This is a genomic window from Paraflavitalea sp. (assembly GCF_059502485.1).
Map to the genome: position 1 here is coordinate 624,914 of NZ_JCACET010000010.1, position 22,374 is coordinate 647,287.

Annotated in this window: 15 protein-coding genes; 6 read left to right on the forward strand and 9 right to left on the reverse strand. The window is 44.3% G+C overall.

The window, feature by feature from the left end; genetic code table 11:
• Window positions 1-5: 5 nt before the first annotated feature.
• Window positions 6-866, reverse strand: a complete 861-nt coding sequence (locus AC5JBY_RS19825) for a hypothetical protein (protein WP_495906383.1) — start codon at window positions 864-866, stop codon at window positions 6-8.
• Window positions 863-2,083 (reverse strand): CHASE2 domain-containing protein, encoded by a 1,221-nt coding sequence (locus AC5JBY_RS19830; RefSeq protein ID WP_495906384.1) that lies wholly within the window; start codon window positions 2,081-2,083, stop codon window positions 863-865. The genes AC5JBY_RS19825 and AC5JBY_RS19830 overlap by 4 nt, the downstream gene beginning before the upstream one ends.
• 167 nt (window positions 2,084-2,250) lie before the next feature.
• On the opposite strand from AC5JBY_RS19830, the gene AC5JBY_RS19835 reads away from it, so the two are divergent.
• On the forward strand, window positions 2,251-5,979 hold the full coding sequence (locus tag AC5JBY_RS19835) for a caspase family protein (RefSeq protein WP_495906385.1): 3,729 nt from the start codon (window positions 2,251-2,253) through the stop codon (window positions 5,977-5,979).
• Between the two features lie 740 nt (window positions 5,980-6,719).
• Here the strand turns inward: AC5JBY_RS19835 and AC5JBY_RS19840 are convergent.
• The gene (locus tag AC5JBY_RS19840; RefSeq protein ID WP_495906386.1) at window positions 6,720-7,454 is read right to left on the reverse strand and encodes a hypothetical protein; all 735 of its coding nucleotides are present in this window, start codon (window positions 7,452-7,454) and stop codon (window positions 6,720-6,722) included.
• Between the two features lie 169 nt (window positions 7,455-7,623).
• Window positions 7,624-8,394, reverse strand: a complete 771-nt coding sequence (locus tag AC5JBY_RS19845) for a hypothetical protein (protein ID WP_495906387.1) — start codon at window positions 8,392-8,394, stop codon at window positions 7,624-7,626.
• A gap of 498 nt (window positions 8,395-8,892) precedes the next feature.
• On the opposite strand from AC5JBY_RS19845, the gene AC5JBY_RS19850 reads away from it, so the two are divergent.
• From AC5JBY_RS19850 to AC5JBY_RS19860, 3 genes are all read left to right on the forward strand, one after another.
• Window positions 8,893-9,564: a hypothetical protein gene (locus tag AC5JBY_RS19850; RefSeq protein ID WP_495906388.1), complete on the forward strand. Its 672-nt coding sequence runs from the start codon at window positions 8,893-8,895 to the stop codon at window positions 9,562-9,564.
• Window positions 9,565-9,984: 420 nt separating this feature from the next.
• Window positions 9,985-10,200 carry a hypothetical protein gene (locus AC5JBY_RS19855; RefSeq protein ID WP_495906389.1) on the forward strand — a complete coding sequence of 72 codons (216 nt, stop codon included), beginning with the start codon at window positions 9,985-9,987 and terminating at the stop codon, window positions 10,198-10,200.
• Between the two features lie 1,460 nt (window positions 10,201-11,660).
• Window positions 11,661-14,873, forward strand: coding sequence for an ELWxxDGT repeat protein (locus AC5JBY_RS19860; protein ID WP_495906390.1), 3,213 nt, complete (start codon window positions 11,661-11,663; stop codon window positions 14,871-14,873).
• Window positions 14,874-15,144: 271 nt separating this feature from the next.
• Here the strand turns inward: AC5JBY_RS19860 and AC5JBY_RS19865 are convergent, their stop codons facing one another.
• The 5 genes from AC5JBY_RS19865 to AC5JBY_RS19885 form a co-directional block, all read right to left on the reverse strand.
• Window positions 15,145-15,573 (reverse strand): DUF1573 domain-containing protein, encoded by a 429-nt coding sequence (locus AC5JBY_RS19865; RefSeq protein WP_495906391.1) that lies wholly within the window; start codon window positions 15,571-15,573, stop codon window positions 15,145-15,147.
• A gap of 11 nt (window positions 15,574-15,584) precedes the next feature.
• Entirely contained in the window at window positions 15,585-16,748 is a 1,164-nt protein-coding gene (locus tag AC5JBY_RS19870) for a DUF4934 domain-containing protein (RefSeq protein ID WP_495906392.1), read from the reverse strand.
• A 38-nt stretch (window positions 16,749-16,786) separates the two neighbouring features.
• Entirely contained in the window at window positions 16,787-17,047 is a 261-nt protein-coding gene (locus AC5JBY_RS19875) for a hypothetical protein (protein WP_495906393.1), read from the reverse strand.
• Window positions 17,048-17,094: 47 nt separating this feature from the next.
• The gene (locus AC5JBY_RS19880) at window positions 17,095-19,905 is read right to left on the reverse strand and encodes an outer membrane beta-barrel protein (protein WP_495906394.1); all 2,811 of its coding nucleotides are present in this window, start codon (window positions 19,903-19,905) and stop codon (window positions 17,095-17,097) included.
• A 461-nt stretch (window positions 19,906-20,366) separates the two neighbouring features.
• Window positions 20,367-20,846 (reverse strand): NADH dehydrogenase subunit 3, encoded by a 480-nt coding sequence (locus AC5JBY_RS19885; RefSeq protein ID WP_495906395.1) that lies wholly within the window; start codon window positions 20,844-20,846, stop codon window positions 20,367-20,369.
• A gap of 606 nt (window positions 20,847-21,452) precedes the next feature.
• On the opposite strand from AC5JBY_RS19885, the gene AC5JBY_RS19890 reads away from it, so the two are divergent.
• Window positions 21,453-21,674, forward strand: coding sequence for a hypothetical protein (locus AC5JBY_RS19890; RefSeq protein WP_495906396.1), 222 nt, complete (start codon window positions 21,453-21,455; stop codon window positions 21,672-21,674).
• Between the two features lie 5 nt (window positions 21,675-21,679).
• Window positions 21,680-22,189 (forward strand): hypothetical protein, encoded by a 510-nt coding sequence (locus tag AC5JBY_RS19895; RefSeq protein WP_495906397.1) that lies wholly within the window; start codon window positions 21,680-21,682, stop codon window positions 22,187-22,189.
• Window positions 22,190-22,374 lie beyond the last annotated feature (185 nt).

Genomic DNA, 22,374 nt, shown 5'->3' on the forward strand with positions numbered 1-22,374 from the left:
GCTGCTTATTTGCGCAGTACCTGCCCATATAATTTCCGGAAGGTATCTTCGTCCAACCTGCCCCAATGGGCAACGAGGTGGTCGCGCAGTTCACGGGTTATCAACTGTTCTTTATCAGGCTTACCCGTAAAGGCTTTCTCCCATACATTGTATAGCACTTTCAGTTCGGGCAATAGTTCTACACTGGTACAATAGCGAATATATACCTGAGACACAAGGCTATTCTTATTTTCGGTATGGATGCGATAATACAAATTCAATGAATCTGGTTCTGCCGGATCAATTGGTTTTCCATCCACCTGGTATAGGGTGTTATCGAGCAGCAGGAACAGTGTATCTTTTGAGGAAACGGGTTTGCTAAAGGATAACTTTTTGTCGATGTCCTGCTGTTTGTACCTGTACGTAATGTAAAAGAACCGATCTGCCGGGTTGACAAACGAGGTGTTATTCAACGCTATTCTGCGCACATCGCATACCAGCATGGGTGCCTGTGGGGAAAAGGTACGCAGGTAGTTTTCAAGATCGAAGAGGTTGTTGAGCAGACCACCGCGCACTCCAAGGGTACCCGTTTTGGTAGCGGGTACGAGTATGTCTTTCACTGCTACGAGGAATTCATTTTTCTTCGAAGCAGGCGCTGTTTTATCGCGCTTCAGAATGAAATTGCCTTTTTCGGGGCTACAAACTGACAAATAGCTGTCGGGTTTATCGTAGGACAGGGAATCGTTGAGGTACACTTCCTCTCCTACCTGCAGGGCTTTTTTCTGGCCTTTCTTCTTCACCACTCCCTGTATGTGGGAAATATAATACACGTCTTCGGCCATCAGGGATGCCGGCCACCATAAACAGATCAATAGTACATATTTCATGCAGGTTGTTTTGAATGTTTTTTATGCTGGAGGAAGGACCTGACGCCAGTGAGTATGACTATATAACAGGATACAATACCTGCATTGACAAGTATATCAGAAAACAGGAATGCTACGAATACGATGATCCATAGCAGCAGACTATAGGCAATGAGATCGCCTAGGATCAAACCTACCTGGTAATTGTCGCACCATTCATGAAAGGTTTTAACAAACTTCGGGGGATAGATCAACAACCAGGATAATATGGTCAGCATGATCAACAGGTAGGCGACGAAATACCAGGTAATGTATTGTTTATCTGTAACCAAAGACAGGTATTGATTGGCGAGGATGAGGGATCCAGGCATTGGCCCCACCACTGTTTTATGCACATCGTGTTCGAAGTCGCCGATCACTATGAGTTTACCGGCCATGAACCGTTGAAAGAAAAATGTGTCTTTTGCTTTGACCTTAAGGAGGTTGAGCATATCATCGAGGGGGATGACTTTGTTGTTGCCGATGGAGTCGATGAGGTGTCGCTGGCGGAGGGGAAAGTCGATGATGCGGTTATTGAAGGTCAACGCTTCATCCACGGCCGCAAGGCCCAAGAATTGTTCCACTGTTTTGTTTTGTGTCTTCTCAAACACCAGGGTTGGCAGACTTTTCTGCCCATCGGCGGTGATGAGCGCCTGTTTGATCAATACGTCGCTGGCATACAATCCTGCTGATTCCTGGTATCCTACATATCCGGCAGGGATACCTGAAAATACGGGTGGCTTCAATTCGCCGTCCTCAATTGTATAAGGAATGATCACTTTATTGGTGACTGCAAGGGCTTCGCGCAAGGAGGCATCGTCTGCTCCGGGTTTATCGAACAGTACATCACAGATAATGTACTGGTATTGATCGTTTGAAACTTTTGCTATTATTTTGAGCAGGTCGGCTATCTTCTGCCTGTCGGTGATCATTTGCTGGCCGGTCCTTCCTTCGCGAGGGACTAATTTTTTAACACCACTTACATCCAGGAAAAGGAAACGGGCAGTGGTATCTTCCTGCTGTTTGATCCATTTTCGTTTGAGGAGTATGGATTTTTCGGCCAGACTGGTCTCTATCCCGAGGGTGTAACCGGTGCCTTGCCACCACCAGCACAGGCAGAGTAGTGCTATGGCATGGAGGAAACATAAAAATAATCTTCGGGGCCAAAGTCGCGGGGATTTAACAGTAGCAGGCTGCAAAGCGGCAGGGTTTAGAATTGGTTTGTAGTTGTGGGCTAAAATAGTAAAACTATTTTGATCATAAATTAATTTATTCTCTATATTTACGAACCTAACCTCCTGGTCAAACCTAACTTTTCTTTACCTCAGTATCACGGTCTTCATTCTTAAACCCATTCTCAACTTTTATGAGATACGTGCAGTTATTGGCATTCTCCGTATGCCTCTTTTGGACCAGTATATCAGTTGCCCAATCCGGCAGGCCTAAAGCGGCTTTCCAAACAGGTTTTTCCAACCCGGTATTCGAGAGCAGTTTCGAATTTTCTCCCAAGAACAATTACCTGATCGGCTTCAATGACAATGCCGAGCTGTTGCTTTGGGACATCCGCTCTTCGCGGGAGATCAAGCACATTTTTCCCAAGCAAACAGAAAATCCGGAATTATTTTACCTGCCGGATTTCGATTTTTCGGAGGATGAACAATATGTATTGATCCAGGACATGCCACAGGGTAATTATTTCCTTTATAATGTGTTGCTCGATTCGGTAGTATATACATTCACACCACCCAATATCGATAACGGGGAACGGTATACTCACGGGAAGTTTGCAGCAGATGGTCAATCCATCCTGCTGATCTCTCATACGCCTGGCAAGAATACACCTTCGGTCTTTAAGATCTTTTCGATCGACGGTACACTCCGGAAAACATGTCAAATAACGCTTCCGGGGGTATTGGATGATTATGGGCTTGGGGTAAAGGTGCTCACAAAGCTGATCGTGGGGAAGGCCATGCGTATGCTCAATAAAGCGCCGAAAATATTCGCTACCGCAGTTTCACCCAACCTGGAAGATGTTTATTTCTTTACGCCTGCGCAGAAGCTTTATCATCTGAACCTCAGCAATGCTGCCAATAACAGTACGCTGTCGGATAAAAATCTTAAGGAAGTGAAATTACCGGGCATGCCTACTCTCGATAAGCTGTATGTAAGCGGTAACGACCTGCTGGCGAAAAGGGAACAATTCCGGCTACGCCAACAAGGGGGCGACCTTTTTATAGATACGTTGTTCATTTTTGACCGTATGTCGATGCGACTGAAAAATACGATCACCGGCCGCTATCCAGCCATGACGGATGAGCAGCGCTCGAACGGCCTTACCAGCAAGGCGGTTACGCTCAACAGCACCGGCACTATTTATCTCGATACAGACAAAGATGCTGCGGGGAAGGCGCAACTGACGGCCCGGTCGGTAAATTCGGGGCAAACTTATTTCTCGATGCCGTCTGCAGCGCCCATGTTCTGGTATACAAAAACGGATTATCAGCCTGCGGCCATTAATGGAGGGCTTATTGTGGCCATTTCACGTGACGGAATGCTGGTAGCGGAAAACAGCCGGGAGATCGTTATCCATGATCTTGCGGCCAAGTCGATCAAAGGTCTGTTTTCCGGTATCCGTGGGCAACTGAAGCTGAACCAGCCTGTATTCCTGGACAACCACCGGGTGTTTATTCCAAAAAGTTATAATGATGGGTTTGTACTGAACTTCCAAAATGGTAATATAGACAGACTAAAACGTACGATCGATTGCCAGGATACAGCACGCAACGGGGCGAATGTTTATTTCAATTACGACAATACTGCTGCTATCGGCCTGCAAAGCGCCACCGCATCTGCTGCCGACAAGAAAATGGCGATCAGCCAATTCATGCCCAATAGCCTGTGTGAAACGGGCGACAATAAAACCATTGAAGTATATCATTCGGAAACGCTGGCCAAGATAGGCGACTATAAATATCCTGACAGGGAGTTCACTTATCACCTAAATATGATAGCTGGTGAAGACAAGAAATTCCTGGTGAATTACAAGCTGGTGGACTTCAGTCGTGGCGGGGCACCGGTGATCACCGAGTTGAAGATCATCAATAAAAAGGATACTTTTTTTGCCACGAACCCGGTATACCTGCCTTCTCAACAGTCGATCTTTTCGATCATGAGCACGCGGACTAAACCAGGAGAGCCAGACCTGATCTTTGCGCAATTTTCGCTGGATGGCAAGTTGTTGAAATCGGTGCGGCACGCGCGTAAGAAAAGCGAATCGGAGTTTCAGACCTACGTGTACGAATCTCAAATATCGCCGGACGGCAACCGTTTGTTATTCTGCCTGCAGGATGGGCTGATAGGGTTGTTTGACATCAAAGGGATGAAAATGATCCGAACGATGGCTCATGGGGAAAAATGGTCAATGGATATTTCGGGCAGGCACTTCAATTTCTATGCTTTATCTGCTTGCTTTATCGACAACGATCATTTCGTGACGGCAGGCAATGATTTCAAGGTCATTTTATGGTCGGTGAATAACGAAAAGCCAGAACGGGTTTTGCCACTGCCGCATGGGCTGATGCTATATGGGCTGACAGTATCGCCAGACAAACACTACCTGGCGGGAGCCGATATTACCAAGAATATCCGGTTCATCAATCTCGAGACCGGGCAACTGGACCTGACGTTCTCGGCTTTCAATTTCGAAAATTATGCACTGCTAACGAAGGACGGTTATTACATGGCAAATAAAAAGTCGACGAGCAACTTCAACTTCCTGTATAACGGGCGGGCTTATGACTTTTCTCAATTCGATGTGCGGCTGAACCGGCCAGACAAGGTGCTGGAGCAACTGGGTTATGTGCCTGCTGATCAGATCGGGTATTACCGCAAGGCGTATGAAAAGCGGATCAAGAAAATGGGCTATACTTTGGCGCAGGCAGAAGGCAGCAACGCTATATCGGTACCAGAGATCAGTGTGAAAGGCATGCCTGCTCAAAGTAATGTGACCACAGCGGCGGACCTGTCTTTTTCGGTAACAGGATCGGACAAACAGCTTGCGCTGAGCCGCCTGCATGTGTCGGTGAATGGCGTGCCTTTGTATGGCATGAAGGGGCTGGCCATCAAACAAAGCAGTCCGGGCTCTATTACGCTGCCCGTGAAGGTGCCGCTCTCGTATGGTAAGAATCAACTGTCGGTTTCAGTAGCCAATAGCCAGGGTATAGAGAGTATACGGGAGTTCATCACGATCACGCGCAAGGAAGAGGCTTACAAGCCTGATCTATACCTGGTGTCTATTGGTGCGGCCACTTACATGGAGAAGAACAAGAACCTGAAGTATGCCGCCAAAGATGCTGCGGATATTCAACGTCTTTTCGCGGAGCGGCGCAGTGAGTTTGGCGCTGTTGTTCAGCAATCGCTGGTGAACGAGAAGGTGACGCGGACGGCCGTGCTGAAGTTGAAGGATCAGTTGCGTAAGTCGAAGCCCAACGATGTTGTGGTATTGTTTTATGCAGGGCATGGGGTACTGGACCAACAGCTGAATTATTATCTGGGTACTTATAATATGGATTTTGCCAATCCTTCGAAGCTGGGCATCGGGTATGAAGAACTGGAAGACCTGCTGGACTCAATCCCTGCGCGTAATAAATTGTTGCTGATCGACGCCTGTCATAGCGGGGAAGTGGATAAAGAGCTGGTGGCAGAAAACACGCAGGCACGGACCACGGTGGGGACCAAGGTGTTTCGCAATGACGGTATCCGTTCTTACAAGGAGGTCTCTGTGGGGCTTGCGAATTCTTTTCAACTGATGCGTTCGCTGTTTCCCGACCTGCGGCGTTCGTCGGGCGCCTCGGTGATCTCGGCAGCCGGCGCCACCGAATATGCCGTGGAGGGTGAACAATGGACCAACGGTGTATTTACTTATACTTTGCTGTCGGGGCTCAAGGATAAGAAGGCTGACATGGACAAAGACGGCAAGATCTATCTATCGGAATTGCAGGAATATCTTCAAATGACGGTAAAGGAGATCACGGGCGGACAGCAGCAACCTACGAGCCGTTCTGAAAACCTGGCTAATAACTTTTGCATCTGGTAAGAGGATTGTGACGCGCCCTTTTACCTGGGATATATAACAAAAGGCCCCGGAAACGCGGGGCCTTTTTTCACCTTTTACCTGCTATTCAAAAATTGCCAGCTTGTATATTGACTTGCCTTTACTGATAATCAGGTATTGCGTTACTCCTTTAATTCCAGTATCAAACAGACATCATTTATATCAAGCTTTTGGTGACTACACAATTCAAACATCCGTACATACTCGTCACTTGTTTTTCCAACAGCATCCCTAATCTTATTGAGCATGTAAGTTGCCTGTTTTGCATTTACCTTAAAAATCTTTTGAATATCGGCATTTGTGACTTTTTTAAAATGGTATTTCGATGGCATAATGATATGATTGGTAAGTGTATTGTGTTCTTTGTAGGGAATACGAACCATACCATTAAAACACTGTATTGAGGAGAGGAGAAGAGTGGAATTGAAAGACGAGACGAGACGAGGCGGGGCGTGCGGCCACCCTCCTATCATACGAGAAGGATTGTTCATATTTTTTCTTTTATTGATGGTTTCGTATAAGTATAAAGCGATCCTAATGCAAAGACGGCTTCGCATAAGTTATAATCACTTATAAAAATTACATGTGCAGGAAAAAAGCAGGGATTCGCAAACGTATTCTAATAATGCAACGAAAAGGATGTGGTTCAGGGGGAACAATTACACGAAGCCTAAGTTAATAAAGATTTTATATTAAAACAACTTTTTATTCGAAAATTTGCTTTAAACACTCCCCATCTTGACTATAATCAATGGACCCCGTGTTTTACTAACCGTTAGTTGACCATTCTTTTTAGCTGGCAAATACCATTCAATGCTCATGGCCACCACCCAAATGCCGACATCCTTCTCTTCTGCTTTGGCTACAATGGTTTGGGCCCTCACCTTTACATCTTTCAATGGTAAAATGGTTGTTTTTTCTTCATGTGATGACCTCAATTCTTCCTCCAAGTTTATAAAGAGTACACGTGTGATGAGCCGGGCATGGGTGATTCCTTCCGGCGCTTTAAATGCCTGGGAGGGCTGGAAGCCTGGCAGAAAAACGGTGACCCTTTTGTAGATTGGCGTATACAACGTATCGATATTCAGGTTGGCGTAATCATTCCATGGCGCTTCTTCGTTGAGGTTGAAGTTGTCCATGGTGGTAAAATCAGCCGCTGTAAAACTGCGTTCGTGCATCGGTGCATTATTAGCGGTCAGTGCTTTTATCAAGGCAGCTGTTAAAGGTGCAGTTTTATTTTTGATACCTGTTCCCCTTATCAGGTAAAAGCGTAAGGTGCTACCGAGGCTGGCTGCTTTTTTAAAAGCTTCGTTGTTGAGTCGCGTCAGCTTAAAGGCGGGATCTGTTTTAACCCGCTCGCCGGTGAGGCTTATTTTCCTTACTTTATAATGGTCACCTTCGGGAATGAGCGTGTAGCCCGGAATTGCAGAGCGTGATTTTTTGGTTTTATATAGCATGAGTTATTTTTTTGTTTCGAGCCTTTTGCTTCGATAGCAGATTTCTCACTTCGCCGTCACAACTTACATTTTGTAGTTGCGAATGGCTCCGTTCGAAATGACAAAGAAGGTTGGGCTCCTTTTAAAATGAGAAAAGAAACCGGGCGATGCCCGGTTTCTTTGGGTTTTGCTAAATCTCCTCAGCTGGTGGCTGGTCTACCTTTAATACAGACAGACTGCTCAAGCCTTTACTGACGGGATATTGCTTGCCGTTGATGAGGGAAACAAACTCCACGCCGAGCAATACGAAAATGGGTAACGTACTGGCGGCTGGCAATGACAATGCTATTGCGTCGGGGTCGGAGGCCGTAGTATCCCACAGGATCGGCGTAGCTACCTGCCGTACCACCGTCATTTCACCGGTAACAAAATTGACAACAGCCGCTGCTGCAAAGAACACGTAGTGTGTTGCATTTTCGGGCGCCGCAATGTCGCGCTTTGGAATGTGCGATACAAGGTCTATCGACACGGCACCGGTAGCCCTTGTGATGGTGGACGCGAAGGGAACTTTGACTGTGGCGGAGAATGGCACTTTGTTGTTGAACTCAAATCCTTCGAGGAGTTTGAGGTTGCCACCCTCTACACGCCTGAAACCAAAGTCGCTAACGGTATCAGTTTTGAGGACACTGACCATAGTCCGTGTAACGCGGCTTGCGACGCGGTTATCCGAAGCTTTGGCCAGCTCATTATTCCAGCCCTGCCGGAATAGTTTACCTGCTTTGCCTCCGGCGGCGAATTCACTTTGTGCGCGGCGTGTTTGATCGAACTTCGGATCTGTTCTCAACCGTTCGGCGCTTACGCCTCCTTTTGTGCGGGCCATAAATCCGTCCTGGCTTTTGTAAAAACTCAGGTCGTCTATTTTACCCTTCAATTTTACTATGGGACTTATCTGTTGAGCCATACTTTGTCTTTTTTAGTTAGAGAATTGTTTGTTGTCTGTGTTGCCCGCGGTGCAACTTTATACCTGTGCTTCTGTTTTGAGACAGGGGCGCCAGCTACCCTGCCCTTTTTTGCATAAGGCACCTGTTTTTGGGTTTCGTGCTATTAGTATGTACTATCTACGGCTGATCTATGTACTATCTATGTACCATCCATATACTATCCATAGTCTATCTCTCTTTCCAATTCTTCACAATCTTTTTTGAATCCATTTTCTTTTACGCCAACAGCACCTGACAAACGTACTATATCTGCGCAGGGGTTTCCAAATTTTTTTGGCGCAGTTTGGGAGACTTTCGGATAGAATGGGATAAAATAGGAATCACTTTATCCCATTCCATCCCATTCTATCCGAAACCAGGATAAATAAATTTGGAAACGGGTATCGGCAAGTAGTACGTTTGCTTTGCGCTGTTAGTCATGACCAACCCACCTTCATTAATTCAACTAAACTTTTTATATGCCTACAACAAAAACATCCAGAAAGAAAAAGATGAGTATTGTGGATTGTACCCGCGCTCATTTTTCAAAGGCAACAAAAGCAGGGAAGCTCCTTCGTACCGCATTTGCGCGGCTGCTATTCAATATCGTAGATACGCAAACCACAGGACGTTTGACTTCGACCATGCTTAAAGTGGTGCAAACGGACCAAGTGAACGATTTCGGAAAAAAATCTGCCAACACCGGCGGACTGGGTATGCTGGAAGGCTTTGAATTCAATAAACGCAAGGAAGTGCGTAAAATATGCTTTGCCTCGTATGCCGCAGCTGTGGACAGGACAACCGGTTGTTGCACGCTGACATTTCCTTCGTTTTTACCTGAAGCGAATATCAAGTTTCCGAAAGGGAAATGTTATTGCCGGCTGACACTGGCAGGCGGGGCTTTGGATTTTGAAAAGGAAATCTACTTCACGGATATACAAACGAGTGAATACTTTACCCAGGGCAAACATCTGGCGTTGGCGCTGCGCGTGCAGCTGCCGGCCCAACAGGCACAGCCTATTGTGTTGCTACTGGGTATTGAATTCTATAAGAAGGTAAATGATCAATATCTTCTGATGTATGGTGGCGGACCGCTTGCACTGCGCGTAGTGCACACGGACCAATTGTTGCCAACGGCCGTCAACAATTAGCCAATGTGGGCATAAGTACGCCAAGCTAAAGGCCAGGCTGCCTACTTGCGCCAGTTTAAAAAACCTGGCCTTCTTCTCTTAGCGATGACCAGCAGCTCCGGCAACGGCAGTACACTGCTCCCTCGCTCTCACCCCGGCAAACGTTCTTCCCTGACCTTATGGGTTTTGGTGAACGCCAGCCACCAGCCACTCAGGACGCTTCCTGCTGTCTTAGTGGAAGGCTTTGCCGGGGTTATCGTTTCAGCAGGAACTCCGTTGCCGGTTGGGAAGAAGACCGAAAGTCGGAAGGACAGCAAAGTCCGGAAGACGATTGGCCGGGAAGACGGAAAGGCGGGATGGATGAAACCCGGGTTTTGTCCTACTGCTTTTCCGATGACCTGGCGTGTAAACCATTTTTTAACTTTTAAATTTTGATCTTTTATGAGTATACAGGAAAGAATGAGCAGTCCTACTCCACCCTTTTTTGCGAAGTTGCGTAACTGGAGTTTGATACTGGCCGCCGTGAGCGGTGCAGTGCTTACCACTCCGATCGCGCTACCAGCTATTGTGGTAAAAGTTGCGGGTTATTTAGCGGTAGCTGCCGGTGTGGCCAGCGCTGTGAGCCAAGCCGTGACTGAGCCTAACCAGGAAATGTAGTGCATGCGATAACCAATGTCCTGTAAAACCGCCTCCCGGATGTGTAATAATGTTCGGGAGGATTATTTGTCTGAACCGGGATTTCTTTGATTTTATGGATTGGGAGGAAAGTTTATTTGTGGACGGGTACGGGGCATTAATGAGTATCTGTGTTGATCACCACAAATAAATTTTGGATTTGTTTGGTACAGGAGGACGTTTTATCTGTTATAATAAAAAGGATAAGGTTTAATGGTTAACGAATTTGATTAGCATCGCGCTGCATTTCTATGCGGGGCTTTTAAACTGTTAATTCATCATTGCGTTTTCGATATACGCCTGGAAGGAATTCCGGGCTTTTTTATGTCCCTTGAAGATACATCTGTCGATGTCGAATAATATGAAGTGAGATAAAGAGAGAACACCCACAGCCATGTGCGCATACGGTAAGTATATAACGAGAGTTCCATTGGCCATGCCGGGAGTAATAATGTATTAAGTGGTATGTATTACCTGGTTTAGGGTAAAGTACCGGAAAGCGCAGATTGCCGGTGGAATTGTTTGGAGCAACCGACTTTGCGTAGCAATTTTACATGAGCAACGCAGGCAAGCCATAAAGCTGCAACCAGACCGTCCGATATGATACCGTCCAATACCTAAGAAAAAAATGATCCGTACCCAATGAAAGCTGTCCATGTCCTACGTGAAAAACGTCCGGCTCACTATAAGTGAAAAGGGTTAACTCCAACCCGCCCGAACCGTTGAAATTCTTTTGAGTAAGGTATAGGTATATGAAACAGCAATCAGCCCTCCTAAACAGGAGGGCTGTTTTATTGATATTCACGAATCTGAATCAATTCTAAACGAATTCTAAATTTTTTAGACATTATAACGGCACTCTGTGGTTGCTTTTCTACAAAATTGTTCCCTCATTAAATAATTAAAATCATTGAGACAATTTTTTTTGTTCAAATATTTTTTCATTTTAACTTTACTGACTCAACAGTTTTATCTGCATTAGTAGCTCCGCTCTCATTACTGTTTTGACACGACATACATTTTATTTATATGCGGCATGGTATGCCAACGCCTAAGCGCCCTGGAGCCTATTTGCGCCTGTATACCATGTAGCCTAAGGGAATTTATGTATAACATGCCATTATAGTGATTGAGTCTTTGATATTGTTTCGGTTACGTCGGTTAGTTCCATAGTACTTGTGGTTTTTCAGCTATGCATCGCAGCAAGCAGGGCAACCTGCATTTTCACTCAGGCTTAGGGGTTTAAACAGGCCCGGATATATCCGGGCCTTTTCTTTATTTAGCAGGAAAACAAAAGCAGCAGTCTGGAATGTGTTAGTTCTTTCCGGGCAGACCTTCCGCTGTGCGTCAAATTCTTACGCAGGGCTTTTATTTTACAGATTTCTCTATTATATTAGGGCTCTTATAGCCAGCATCCCAGAAAATCTACAACCCAACCGTACATGAACAAATTGCTACTCTGTGCCTATACCCTGCTGCTTAGCACAGCCTTCTCTGCTTCTGCACAAACCTTTTCTGTTCTCAAACCTATCAATCCCGGAACAGCGTCTTCCGATCCATCGTCGCTGACCCTGGTGGGCACCACGGTGTTCTTTACCGCCAATGATAAAGTGAACGGTATTGAACTCTGGAAGACGAACGGGACGAATGCCGGTACGATGCTGGTCAAAGACATCGAGCCGGGCTACGCGGGCAGTATTCCTTCCAACCTGGTGAACGTGAATGGTACGCTCTTCTTCCGGGCACGTGGCACTGGCAGTACGGACGAGCTGTGGAAAAGCGATGGAACCGCGGCCGGCACCGTGTTGGTGAAGCAGTTTGCGAATACAGATGGCTACTATCTGATGTACCTCACGGCAGTGAACGGGACTATATATTTTGCAGCCAGCGATAACGGCCAGGGCCTGGAGCTTTGGAAAAGTGATGGCACTGCTGCGGGCACCGTGCTGGTAAAAGACATCAACCCCGGTGGCCTGGGGAGTGACCCGATGTACCTGACAGCCATGAACGGCTCGCTGTATTTCACGGCCGATGACGGCACGAATGGCACTGAATTGTGGAAGAGCGACGGTACGGCAGCCGGCACTGTGCTGGTGAAAGATATTTACGCCGGCAGTACGCCTTCACAGCCTATGGCGCTCACCAACGTCAACAACACCCTTTTCTTTTCGGCAACGGACGATACGAACGGGCAGGAGCTATGGAAAAGCGACGGCACCGCAGCCGGCACCTTGCTCGTAAAAGATATTGAAGGGGGCGGCGGTTCTGCCTCCCCGGCAGACCTGACAGCGATCGGTAATACGCTTTATTTTGTAGCGGTAACCGCCGCGAACGGAAAGGAGGTGTGGACCAGCGACGGTACGCCCGTTGGCACGAACCTGTTGAAGGACATCAATGGCACCAGCGCAGGCTCTGTGTCCTCCACGGGATTTTACCAGGCGGGCAGTGTGGTCTACTTTTCGGCCAACGACGGAGTGAACGGCGTGGAGCTCTGGAAAACCGACGGTACGGCGGCAGGTACCAGCCTGTTGAAAAACATCCATCCTGCCGGTGATATTTTCGCTGCCGCCAACTGGCCGTTTGCCAGTGTGGGCAACACGCTTTATTTCAAAGCAGACGACGGCACCACCGGTACAGAACTCTGGAAAACAGATGGCACGGTGGCGGGCACGGTGCAGGTAAAAGATATATATGCGGGCATTATGGCTTCCTCCCCGTATGAGTTGGTAAGCTTAGGGAGTTCGGTAATGTTTATGGCAACCGATGCCAGCACCGGCAATGAACTATGGGCCAGTGACGGCACCAGTGGGGGCACTGTACTGGTAAAAGACATTGCGACGATTCCGGCTGGCAGCAGCCTTGGCGGTTTAACTGATGTAAATGGCACGCTTTATTTCTTTGCGAACGATCCCACGAATGGTGGCTACGAACTTTATAAAACCGATGGTACGGCGGCTGGTACAGCCCTGATCAAAGACATCAATGCTGGTCCTTATTCCTGTCAATGTAGCAATGGCACGGCGGTAAACGGCACCTTATTCCTGAGCGCCAACAATACTACTGACGGCACGGAGCTTTGGAAAAGCGACGGCACGGCGACGGGCACCGTACTGGTGAAAGACATCTATCCCGGAAGCACCGGCAGTTTCCCCGGATCATTGGTGGCTGTAGGCAACACTTTATTCTTTGCTGCCAACGATGGCGTGAATGGCAGTGAGCTTTGGAAGAGCGACGGCACGACGCCGGGTACGGTGCTGGTGAAAGATATTTACCCCGGCCTCAACAGCAGCAGCATCAGCAATGGGGTGGCCTATAACGGCCAGTTGTTCTTTACGGCCAATGATGGCGTCAATGGTGTGGAACTCTGGAAAAGTGATGGTACTTCAGCAGGCACGGTGCTGGTGAAGGACATCCGTTCCGGCAGCGCGGGCTCTTCTCCTTTCCACCTGACGGTGATGAATGGTATGCTGTATTTCCGGGCTATGGATGCCACCAATGGCAATGAGCTTTGGAAAAGCGATGGCACGGCGGCGGGTACGGTGCTGGTGAAAGACATCAACCCAGGTACCTCGAACAGTGTACCTGCCCAACTTACTGTGATCAACAACTTACTGTATTTCCAGGCCACCACGAGTGCCGGCGCGGAGTTGTGGAAGAGCGATGGCACGGATGCAGGCACGGTGCTTGTCAAGGATATCGAAGCAGGCTCCGGGAGCAGCAGCCCAGCAAATTTCGCTGCAGTTGGCAACACTGTCTACTTCAGCGCCAATGCTACAGGTTATGGTATCGAGCTGTGGAAATCGGATGGTACAGACGCGGGTACGGTACTTGTGCGCGACATTGCCGCCGGGAACAGCAACCCCGCGAACCTAGTGAACATCAATGATACGATCTTTTTCCGCGCCTATGATGGCACGAACGGCACCGAACTGTGGCGCACCGATGGAACAGCTGCGGGCACCGTGCTGGTGCAGGATTTCAATGCGGGAATATTCAATGGCAATCCCAACAGCCTTAAACTGATAGGCGGAAATTTATATGTTATTGCGGCGAATTCTGGCCTTGAGACGCAACTATATATGCGCACAAGCGCTTTGAGCCTGCCGCTGCGCCTGCTATCGTTCAAAGGCCGGCTGATCGGTGAAGATGCTTTGCTGGAGTGGCGCACGGCGAACGAAGAGAATACTGGCTACTTTATAATAGAGCGCAGCGTGGACGGACGCAGCTACCAACCTATCGGCCAGGTGACGGCTAAGAATGTGACTGGCTCGCATGTATATTACTTTACGGATGCACATGTGAATAAGCTTTCCGCGAATGAGGTGTACTACCGGCTGCGGCAAACCGATATAGATGGCGATGTTGATTATTCGCCAACGGTAATTTTGCCGCTCGACAAAGACCGGTCGATCACGCGGGTGTATCCAAACCCGGTTGTGCGCGATGTGCAGGTGTCGCTGACACTGCGCACTGCGACGATGGTGCAATGCAGGGTGCTGGACAACTCCGGGAAGGTTGTGCTGAGGCGCCAGTGGTCGCTTGCCGCGGGGGTACATACGCTGACGATCCCGCTGGGCAGGCAGGTACGCGGTGTGTACCAACTGGAGCTGAGCGGCGGAGGATGGCGGATGGTGAAGCCCTTGTTGAAGCAATAAATCCATTGGTTGGCTTACTACATTCATTTATTGATATAGGATTTGTTTCTGGGTTTAAACATGTATGCCTCACCCGTACCGGGAGGGGCTTTGTTTTGTGCAGCATTAATTGGAAGAATTGATCATTGTTATTGATGATCAAAAATAAAGTTTGCGGTGTCGTAATGAGAGAGGGTATAAAATTGCTGCTCCGCTGCCATAATGAGTTTTAGCAAGTTACCAGTCGATCAAAAAAGGTTAAAGATACAATTGGCGTAGCCTGGCAATACGACTATGTAATAACAATACCGCGCATCACTAAGACAATTGGGCTTTCATCAACATTACAAGTGACTAGCGCTTTTTTCTGAAAATATCCTGGTGTATGAGAATTATATAGAATCTTAATCTTTGTTACCCCTTTTGGCGGAATTGGTTCTTTTTGCCAATCTGGCGAAGTACAATTACAATCTGTCTTTACATCTTTAATAATCAGTGGGTGGTAGCCTTCATTTATTATCTCAAATATTACTTCAACACTTTTGTGATGTGGTATTTCTCCAACATTTATAATATTCTTTTGAATCGAAACTTTTGTTAGAGCAATTGACTGAACGGATTTAGTTTCAGGTTTATTTAAAAAGTATACCCCCCAAACAACAAGAGTTGCCAACACTAAAAGGGCATACAGTAGATTGATATATTTTATGGATGATTTCATAAGGCAATTATCTAAAATTTAAAATCAAAAGAATATATAATAGGGTTTCCATAAGGGTTTGTCGTTATAAGGGACAATAATTCCGGATCAAAGCTTTCTACGGACTGCTGCATGGCGGCGTGCTTCTGCAATGCAACCCGAAAAAGAATAGGGTCAATAATTGAATAAAATGTATCGCCTTGTACACCGGCGATACTTTGGATCAAGATATCCATGAAGTCATCTTTTATCGAGCGAGACAGTATAACTTTACCATTTTTTTTATTATAAATCAGATAATTATTCTTACGGTCTTCATTATACTTTACTACCAGAAAAGAATTAGATTCATATACCCCGTTTTCTACCCAATCATAGTTCAAATTATTTTCAAGTAATGTTTGACTATTATTCTTCAATGCAGCCGGGAATTTCTTATTTCCAAAATCAATAGTATACTCTGGCGTATAAGTCCCGTCCTTAATTACATAGATTGAATCAGAGAATGGTTCTGAGAATAGTATTGAACTTTGTCCCTGACGAATAAAGCCAGTATATGTAAATACCATATGAGGCAGGCTTTCAATAGGGAAAAGCTTTTGCTCAATTTGGCCCTCATGATCTGTCACAAGCAAATTATACATCCCTGATTTCCTGTTCGTATTCTGATTAAGAAAGAAGACTAAATGACTAGAATCAAGAACCGCGAAATCCCAACCATAAAAAGGCAATTTTCTTTTATTTATAAATTTACCTTCGAAATCGAATTTCAGCAAAGACATAGTTTCATTTGAGTAAACTATTATTTGCTTATGATAATTGTCGACATTGAATCCTTCAATGGAATGATATTGCCCGGCACCGCTTCCGAGCCTTCCAACCGTTGCCATTTCTTTTCCATTTTTATCAAGCAGTAGAAGTAATCCAATTTTACAGTCACCAAACAGAATATTATCATCCAATAAAATAATCTTATTTTTTCCGGAGATAAAAATGCTATCGTTGGATCTTACAGGAATGATTTTTCTTCTTGACACCAGGTTGTTTGCCTTTTGTGTGGTATCATTTACAGCCTGGCTATTAATATTTTTAATTTGAGGATTTGTAGTCTCAGTCAAAATGGGCATTTGGTCGTTACAACCAATTGTTCCGAGGAAGATAATGAGAATAATGATGTTGCTAGTTGTGTATCTCATAAACAATTAAATACCCGGGCAAAATGCCCGGGCATAGATTAAGGACAAAGTAAATTTTGTGTTTCTGTTTCACCTGAAGCGCAGTGATGGTTTACACAATTACCCTCTCCCTGTCCACAATCATTTGAATTACCTGTTTTGACCCCACCTCTACAGCAAATAGTGCTATTTATTACTCCGTAACCATCGCCACCATCTCCCGGATCAGGTTGAGAAAAAGCCAAATTAGTGATACCCAAGAAAAGCCCATTCAATAAAATGGTAAAAATGAGCGCATGTTTTAGAACATTTTTTTTCATTTGTTTTGATTTTATTGTTGCATTCCAAAATCGGAATAACTTAAACCTTAGAAAAAAAACAGCTTTTCTCTTCCTCCAACCTTTATTGGCTTAAAATTTCTGATATTATAGATCAGGCTTAACATAAAAAAACGTTGTAGTGTTGTTCTTCTAATATCAGCTTTATAATTTTCGCTAATGGTTTGTGTAATATTTCTATTCTGATCCAATAAGTCGAACGAAGACAATTTCAGGCTTGCCTGGTCATTTTTTAGAAACAACATCGTTAGTGCAGCATTTAGCAATACAGCATTACTTGCAATACTCAAATCGATATCTGGATTATAATAATAATCTAATGAGCCTTCGATTATAAAGCGTTTTGCGGGCCTAATCACAACTTCGGAACTTGTATTATATACCAGAATATTTATATTTCTAAAAAAGGAGTTATCATAAATACTTCGAGAGTATTGCATCGAAAATTCCTGGTTCAATTCAAACTTATCATTTAAGTTGAAATTCGCACTAAAAGAGGGCTTAAAATTCCAAGTATATGTGTTGCTGATATTTTTGTTCAATAAAACTTTCCTCTTTTTATAATCTGCATAGATACCTCCGGTAAGTGATATATTCCATTTGTTCATCTTCTTAAAATTTTTCGTTACACTTCCATTAACTCTAAAACTCCAAAGTCCTGATGTATTTACCGGCTTACTTCTTTGAACTCCTGCAGCGTCAAGTGTTCTCTCTATTATAGCACCGTCTTTTTCAATTATAGAATTGAATAATAAACGGTAACTCATCAGCTTCGGAGAATTGTATTTATCAAACGTTGCATAAATTGAGTGGTTCCTTGTAGGTAACAAATAAGGGTTGCCTGAATATATATAGAGCGGGTTAGTATTATCGACAACTGGTTGCATGTCGAGAATATTAGGTTCCATTACATCTGAAGAGTAGCTGAGATATAGATTAGGCATACTTAAGCCAAACGAAGGCAAGATATAATCGTATGATTTCTTTTGTGGTTGGCCTTTAAGGAGTGTATTCGTGAATGCGAGCATACGAAATGACAATCCAGGATATATCGTCAGTTTCTTTATTCGCCAATTAACGTCTACTGTGCTTAAGTTTGAGTATACCCAACGTCTTATACCATCTGTCAGACCTTCGTTAGGAATGGTAAATCCGGAAGAGGTTGTGTTTTTATCAAAAGTTCGAATGTCATTCTCATGCCTTGCTATATAGGCATTGTTAATAATTCTTAAGGAAACGGCAGAGCTTAACGGCTCAGAGAAACCGCCAGAAAGTGACAACCGAAATGCCGGGGTGCTGTTTATCCGGAGTTGAGAAAGGCTGGTTTCTAATGGCGGGTTATTATAAAATACATTATCGGCTTCGGTAATTTGATTCCTAACATTTCTTGTAAAGGAAATAGAATTGGACAATGACAGTGAACGCCCGCGCTTGCTAAAGTTTTTGTAGTAGCTTATATCATTTCGTACTGAATTTATGTCACTCTTGTCATTCTGCCCCCTTTTGCTTTCGTTCAATAATCCTTTTTCATTATGCTCAGATACTGCAAACGAGTTTAAAGAAGAACGCTTATCAATAAAACCCACAGATGGCTTAACAGTAAAATAGGAGGACTTGTTTATTTGATATTTAAGTGTTCCTCCAATCGAGTGATTGATTTGCCGTGAATCCTGAACACTGTTGCTTTTACTTGCAATAATTGAATCATTAAGGTATTGCAGCGAGTTACTAAGTTGTTCATAATTAGCATCTAACTGGCTAAAAAAGTATCGCCAGTTTACGCTTACCTTTTTGCCAAATTCGGTATTGATATTGATCCCCGCACCGGTGGATTTTTGCACACCTTCCGATGTCGCACCAAATGAAATACCATCGAGTTCGAAGCTGCCATTTTCCATCATCATAGAACTTGAATAGCCGCCGCGTGCAAACCCACCAATACTCCTGACATCATCTATACCAAAACCTGCCCTATTAATATTATTGGAAAACCCGATAAGGCTAACTTGTAAAGTATCTCTAAAGACATTGTAAATACCCCCACCTTCATATCGATCATCAGTGCCAATTCCCGCATAGAGCTTTCCGAATGAACCTTTTTTAACCCACTTTTTAAGCTTCAGGTTGATTACTTTTCCTATCCTTGCTCTATCAAGGAACACATTTTTCTCCAGCTGTTCAGCGTCATCGACAACTTGTACTTTGTCAATTATATTTGCCGGAAGATTGCGGCTTGCTATCTTGGGATCGTTTCCGAAAAAGCTTTTCCCATCAACCTGAATACGATTGACAATTACACCATTATAGGTGATATTACCGTTACGGTCAACATGGACACCCGGAAGTTTTTTTAGCAAGTCTTCGACCAATGCGTTCGGTAGAGTTTTAAAGGAACTGGCATTGAATTCTATCGTATCATTTCTAACTATAACAGGTGGTCGTTCGGCCAATACCAGCACTTCATCCAGATTTTTCGAATCATACAGCAGCTTTAAAGTCCCCATGTTTAATTCTGGTTTACTTTCATCAAGTTTGATGTCAAATCTTTCTACACGATATCCTGTATGAGAAATCAAAACCCGCAATTGGGTATTTATCGGTAAGCCTGGAATTCTAAACACCCCAGAGGGCTCGCTTATCCTATAAGTTATTATAGCTGTATCAATAGCGTTGAAAACTGTAATCGTCGCGAACGGAATATTCTTTTTAGTGGTTGAATCCTGTACTTTTCCTATGATTACACCATTCGAAGATTGGCTGAAAGCTGAGTTCTGGAAAAAGAGCAATGAAAAGCTTATCAAAAACAATATCCAGAAGAAATGGGGGATTCTTTTAGTCATACCGAATGACAGAATAATTCTGTGTTGAGGAAAATTTTAATAGCAGGAGAACTCACAATAACTTATAAATCATACAATTCTAAAACAGTATCATATGATAAACAGATTCAATAAGGCAGATATATAAACTTTTACAATAAGTGGCATAATAGGTTTGGTATAAGGTTATAATTAATAATTTATGCAGATAATCAAATTTAAAAAAAAGATATTAATTCGATCAGTAGTTATACTTTTTTTGATTTTTCTGCATTTCACTGGTTAGTAGGGTTTATACAAGTTGAATTGAAAGTGGCTCAATCCTTCTTTTAATGATGGCGCAGGGCTGATGTATTGATTAAAACGACCCTGGATATTTTTTGCGTGATTTGTGTTTTAGCATTGCGTCTATCTACAAGCCCGGAATAATTCCGGCTTTTATACTGGTGACTGGTCAATCATTTACTATAGAAGAAAAGGGGCTAAGAAGCCCCCTGATAGATGACGAAAGAAACACCGGGAAACGAGAAGCGCTCCTCAGACACCAGGAGCACGCGGCCCGCGAACTCCTTTTCAAAAGCGGCGCGGAAGAAAGGGCCAACGATAAAACCGCGGCACTGCTCAATGCCTACCAGGCAACAAGCGGAACGAGCAACAAGACAAAACTTCATACTAAAAAATATAAATGACAGCAAAAACGCTGCGGTACAGCGGTATGGCGGCATTCGCGCAAGGCCAAAAGGAACGCGGCCGCAAATGCGCGGATTGCTTCTGATCAATTGTTTGATGGTGCTGGTGCGGGTATTGAAGATGAAAATTAGCACTACTGCTTTCGGCCGAACCTTTTGGCGGCATTTTGGACGAGGGATGAAGGTCATTAGTCTTCTATCGGCAATGCCTCGCTTCGATAACAATATATTCAATAGTAGATTAATTCGCTTGTGCGCTGGGTGGGCTGGCATGCTGCCATATCTTTGAGGAGCAGCGATTTGCTGTTTTTTTTAGTATGAAGTATTGTTGCTGCGGTTGATTGTAACTGGAGGCTGAGGGGTGGCGGGGTTTGTTGGCTTTCGGCCGCTTTTGGAGTTGAGAGGGCTGTCTGGGGTGGGTCTTCCGGTTGGGTGGGGCTATCGGGTACCCTTAGTCCATGAACGGATTGATAAAAATCAAAGAATATAATTTTCTTCGGAAAATTTTCAAAACAGACCGGGACAATTTTCGATTTGATCGTTATCACTGCAAAGGATAAGGTTTAATGGTTAAATTTTTGATTAGTGAAGCCCTGCATTTTTATGCGGGGCTTGTTTGTTTTGAGTAACTTAAGGGAATGATCAAGCGTCATTAGATGCTAAGTGGCGCAAGTACGCCAGGCTGAAGAGCTAAGTTGCATACTTGCGCCAAGTCGGGGAGGGCAAAATTACTATCCGCTTTTGGGCAATCGATTTCAATTTAGGGAGACGATTATCGAAGAATGACAGAATAATAAATTAGTGACAGCAGTAGGAAGAAAGATCACAGAGTAATACCGCATTATTCTTTAATATTTTGGAAATTATAAAATATATAATATGGATCAAAAACTACAAAGTCTTTTTGATAAACTTCATTATTCTGATAATAAGCGCGAAGTAGCAAGCGAAATTATCAATTTTGTAAAAAAATCCCAAAGTGATTACGAGCGCAAGGCAACTCTGCAACAACTCAGAAGTAATCAAGACCTAATTACAAAGGCAGAGATAAGAGGCTATCTTGACATCATTGATTATATTTTTGCGCAGCTAGAAAAATAGAAATTATGAGTGATTTAACTGCAAACATAATTGCCGGTGTTGCAGCAATTGCCGCCATTGCTAGTGCTATTTATGCGGGTATTGCAAATCGAAAATCATCCGATGCGAAGCGTTCTGCTGATGAAGCAAATAAGATTTCGAAAGATTCAAATATGATTGCTCAGGGAAGCTTGGAGCTAAGTCTAAGAGAAATCATAGGGGCTACGAAAGTGACTTCAGTTCAAGCTGCAATTAATTTACATGATTTTAAAATTACCAACCCTCACCAGGATTTCACTCTAAGAGAAAACGCTTGGTATTCTGCCGTTGAAGATAACCTAAATGCATATGAAAAAGCTTGTGGCCTATATTGGGACGCGAAAATTGATAAAGAAAGATTTAGGAAAGATTACAGCAATGAATTAAGACAGTTAGTTGAAAACAAAAACTTAAAATTTCGATATTTTGACCCAATAACATCTAACTACAAAGCAATTATTAAAACTTATAGGGACTGGTTCGACTTAGAGAAATAAGAACTCAGTTGTACATTTTATTGCCTTCGTTTCAGACAAATTTCATTTTGAAAACGATATTACTGCATTCAGAGAACTCGAAAAGATTGGAGATTAATCTGTACATCATTGATTTGCACCCTCAACTGTCGCTTGGAACTTAAAACACTTCCACAGTTTATTAGTTTAGTGTAGCTATAATTTAA

Coding starts and splice junctions, on each gene's coding strand:
- AC5JBY_RS19865 (WP_495906391.1), bottom strand. CDS start 15,573: ATGAAATCATCCATAAAATATATCAATCTACTGTATGCCCTTTTAGTG.
- AC5JBY_RS19860 (WP_495906390.1), top strand. CDS start 11,661: ATGAACAAATTGCTACTCTGTGCCTATACCCTGCTGCTTAGCACAGCC.
- AC5JBY_RS19845 (WP_495906387.1), bottom strand. CDS start 8,394: ATGGCTCAACAGATAAGTCCCATAGTAAAATTGAAGGGTAAAATAGAC.
- AC5JBY_RS19870 (WP_495906392.1), bottom strand. CDS start 16,748: ATGAGATACACAACTAGCAACATCATTATTCTCATTATCTTCCTCGGA.
- AC5JBY_RS19825 (WP_495906383.1), bottom strand. CDS start 866: ATGAAATATGTACTATTGATCTGTTTATGGTGGCCGGCATCCCTGATG.
- AC5JBY_RS19855 (WP_495906389.1), top strand. CDS start 9,985: ATGAGTATACAGGAAAGAATGAGCAGTCCTACTCCACCCTTTTTTGCG.
- AC5JBY_RS19880 (WP_495906394.1), bottom strand. CDS start 19,905: ATGACTAAAAGAATCCCCCATTTCTTCTGGATATTGTTTTTGATAAGC.
- AC5JBY_RS19835 (WP_495906385.1), top strand. CDS start 2,251: ATGAGATACGTGCAGTTATTGGCATTCTCCGTATGCCTCTTTTGGACC.
- AC5JBY_RS19890 (WP_495906396.1), top strand. CDS start 21,453: ATGGATCAAAAACTACAAAGTCTTTTTGATAAACTTCATTATTCTGAT.
- AC5JBY_RS19895 (WP_495906397.1), top strand. CDS start 21,680: ATGAGTGATTTAACTGCAAACATAATTGCCGGTGTTGCAGCAATTGCC.
- AC5JBY_RS19850 (WP_495906388.1), top strand. CDS start 8,893: ATGCCTACAACAAAAACATCCAGAAAGAAAAAGATGAGTATTGTGGAT.
- AC5JBY_RS19875 (WP_495906393.1), bottom strand. CDS start 17,047: ATGAAAAAAAATGTTCTAAAACATGCGCTCATTTTTACCATTTTATTG.
- AC5JBY_RS19885 (WP_495906395.1), bottom strand. CDS start 20,846: ATGCCAGCCCACCCAGCGCACAAGCGAATTAATCTACTATTGAATATA.
- AC5JBY_RS19840 (WP_495906386.1), bottom strand. CDS start 7,454: ATGCTATATAAAACCAAAAAATCACGCTCTGCAATTCCGGGCTACACG.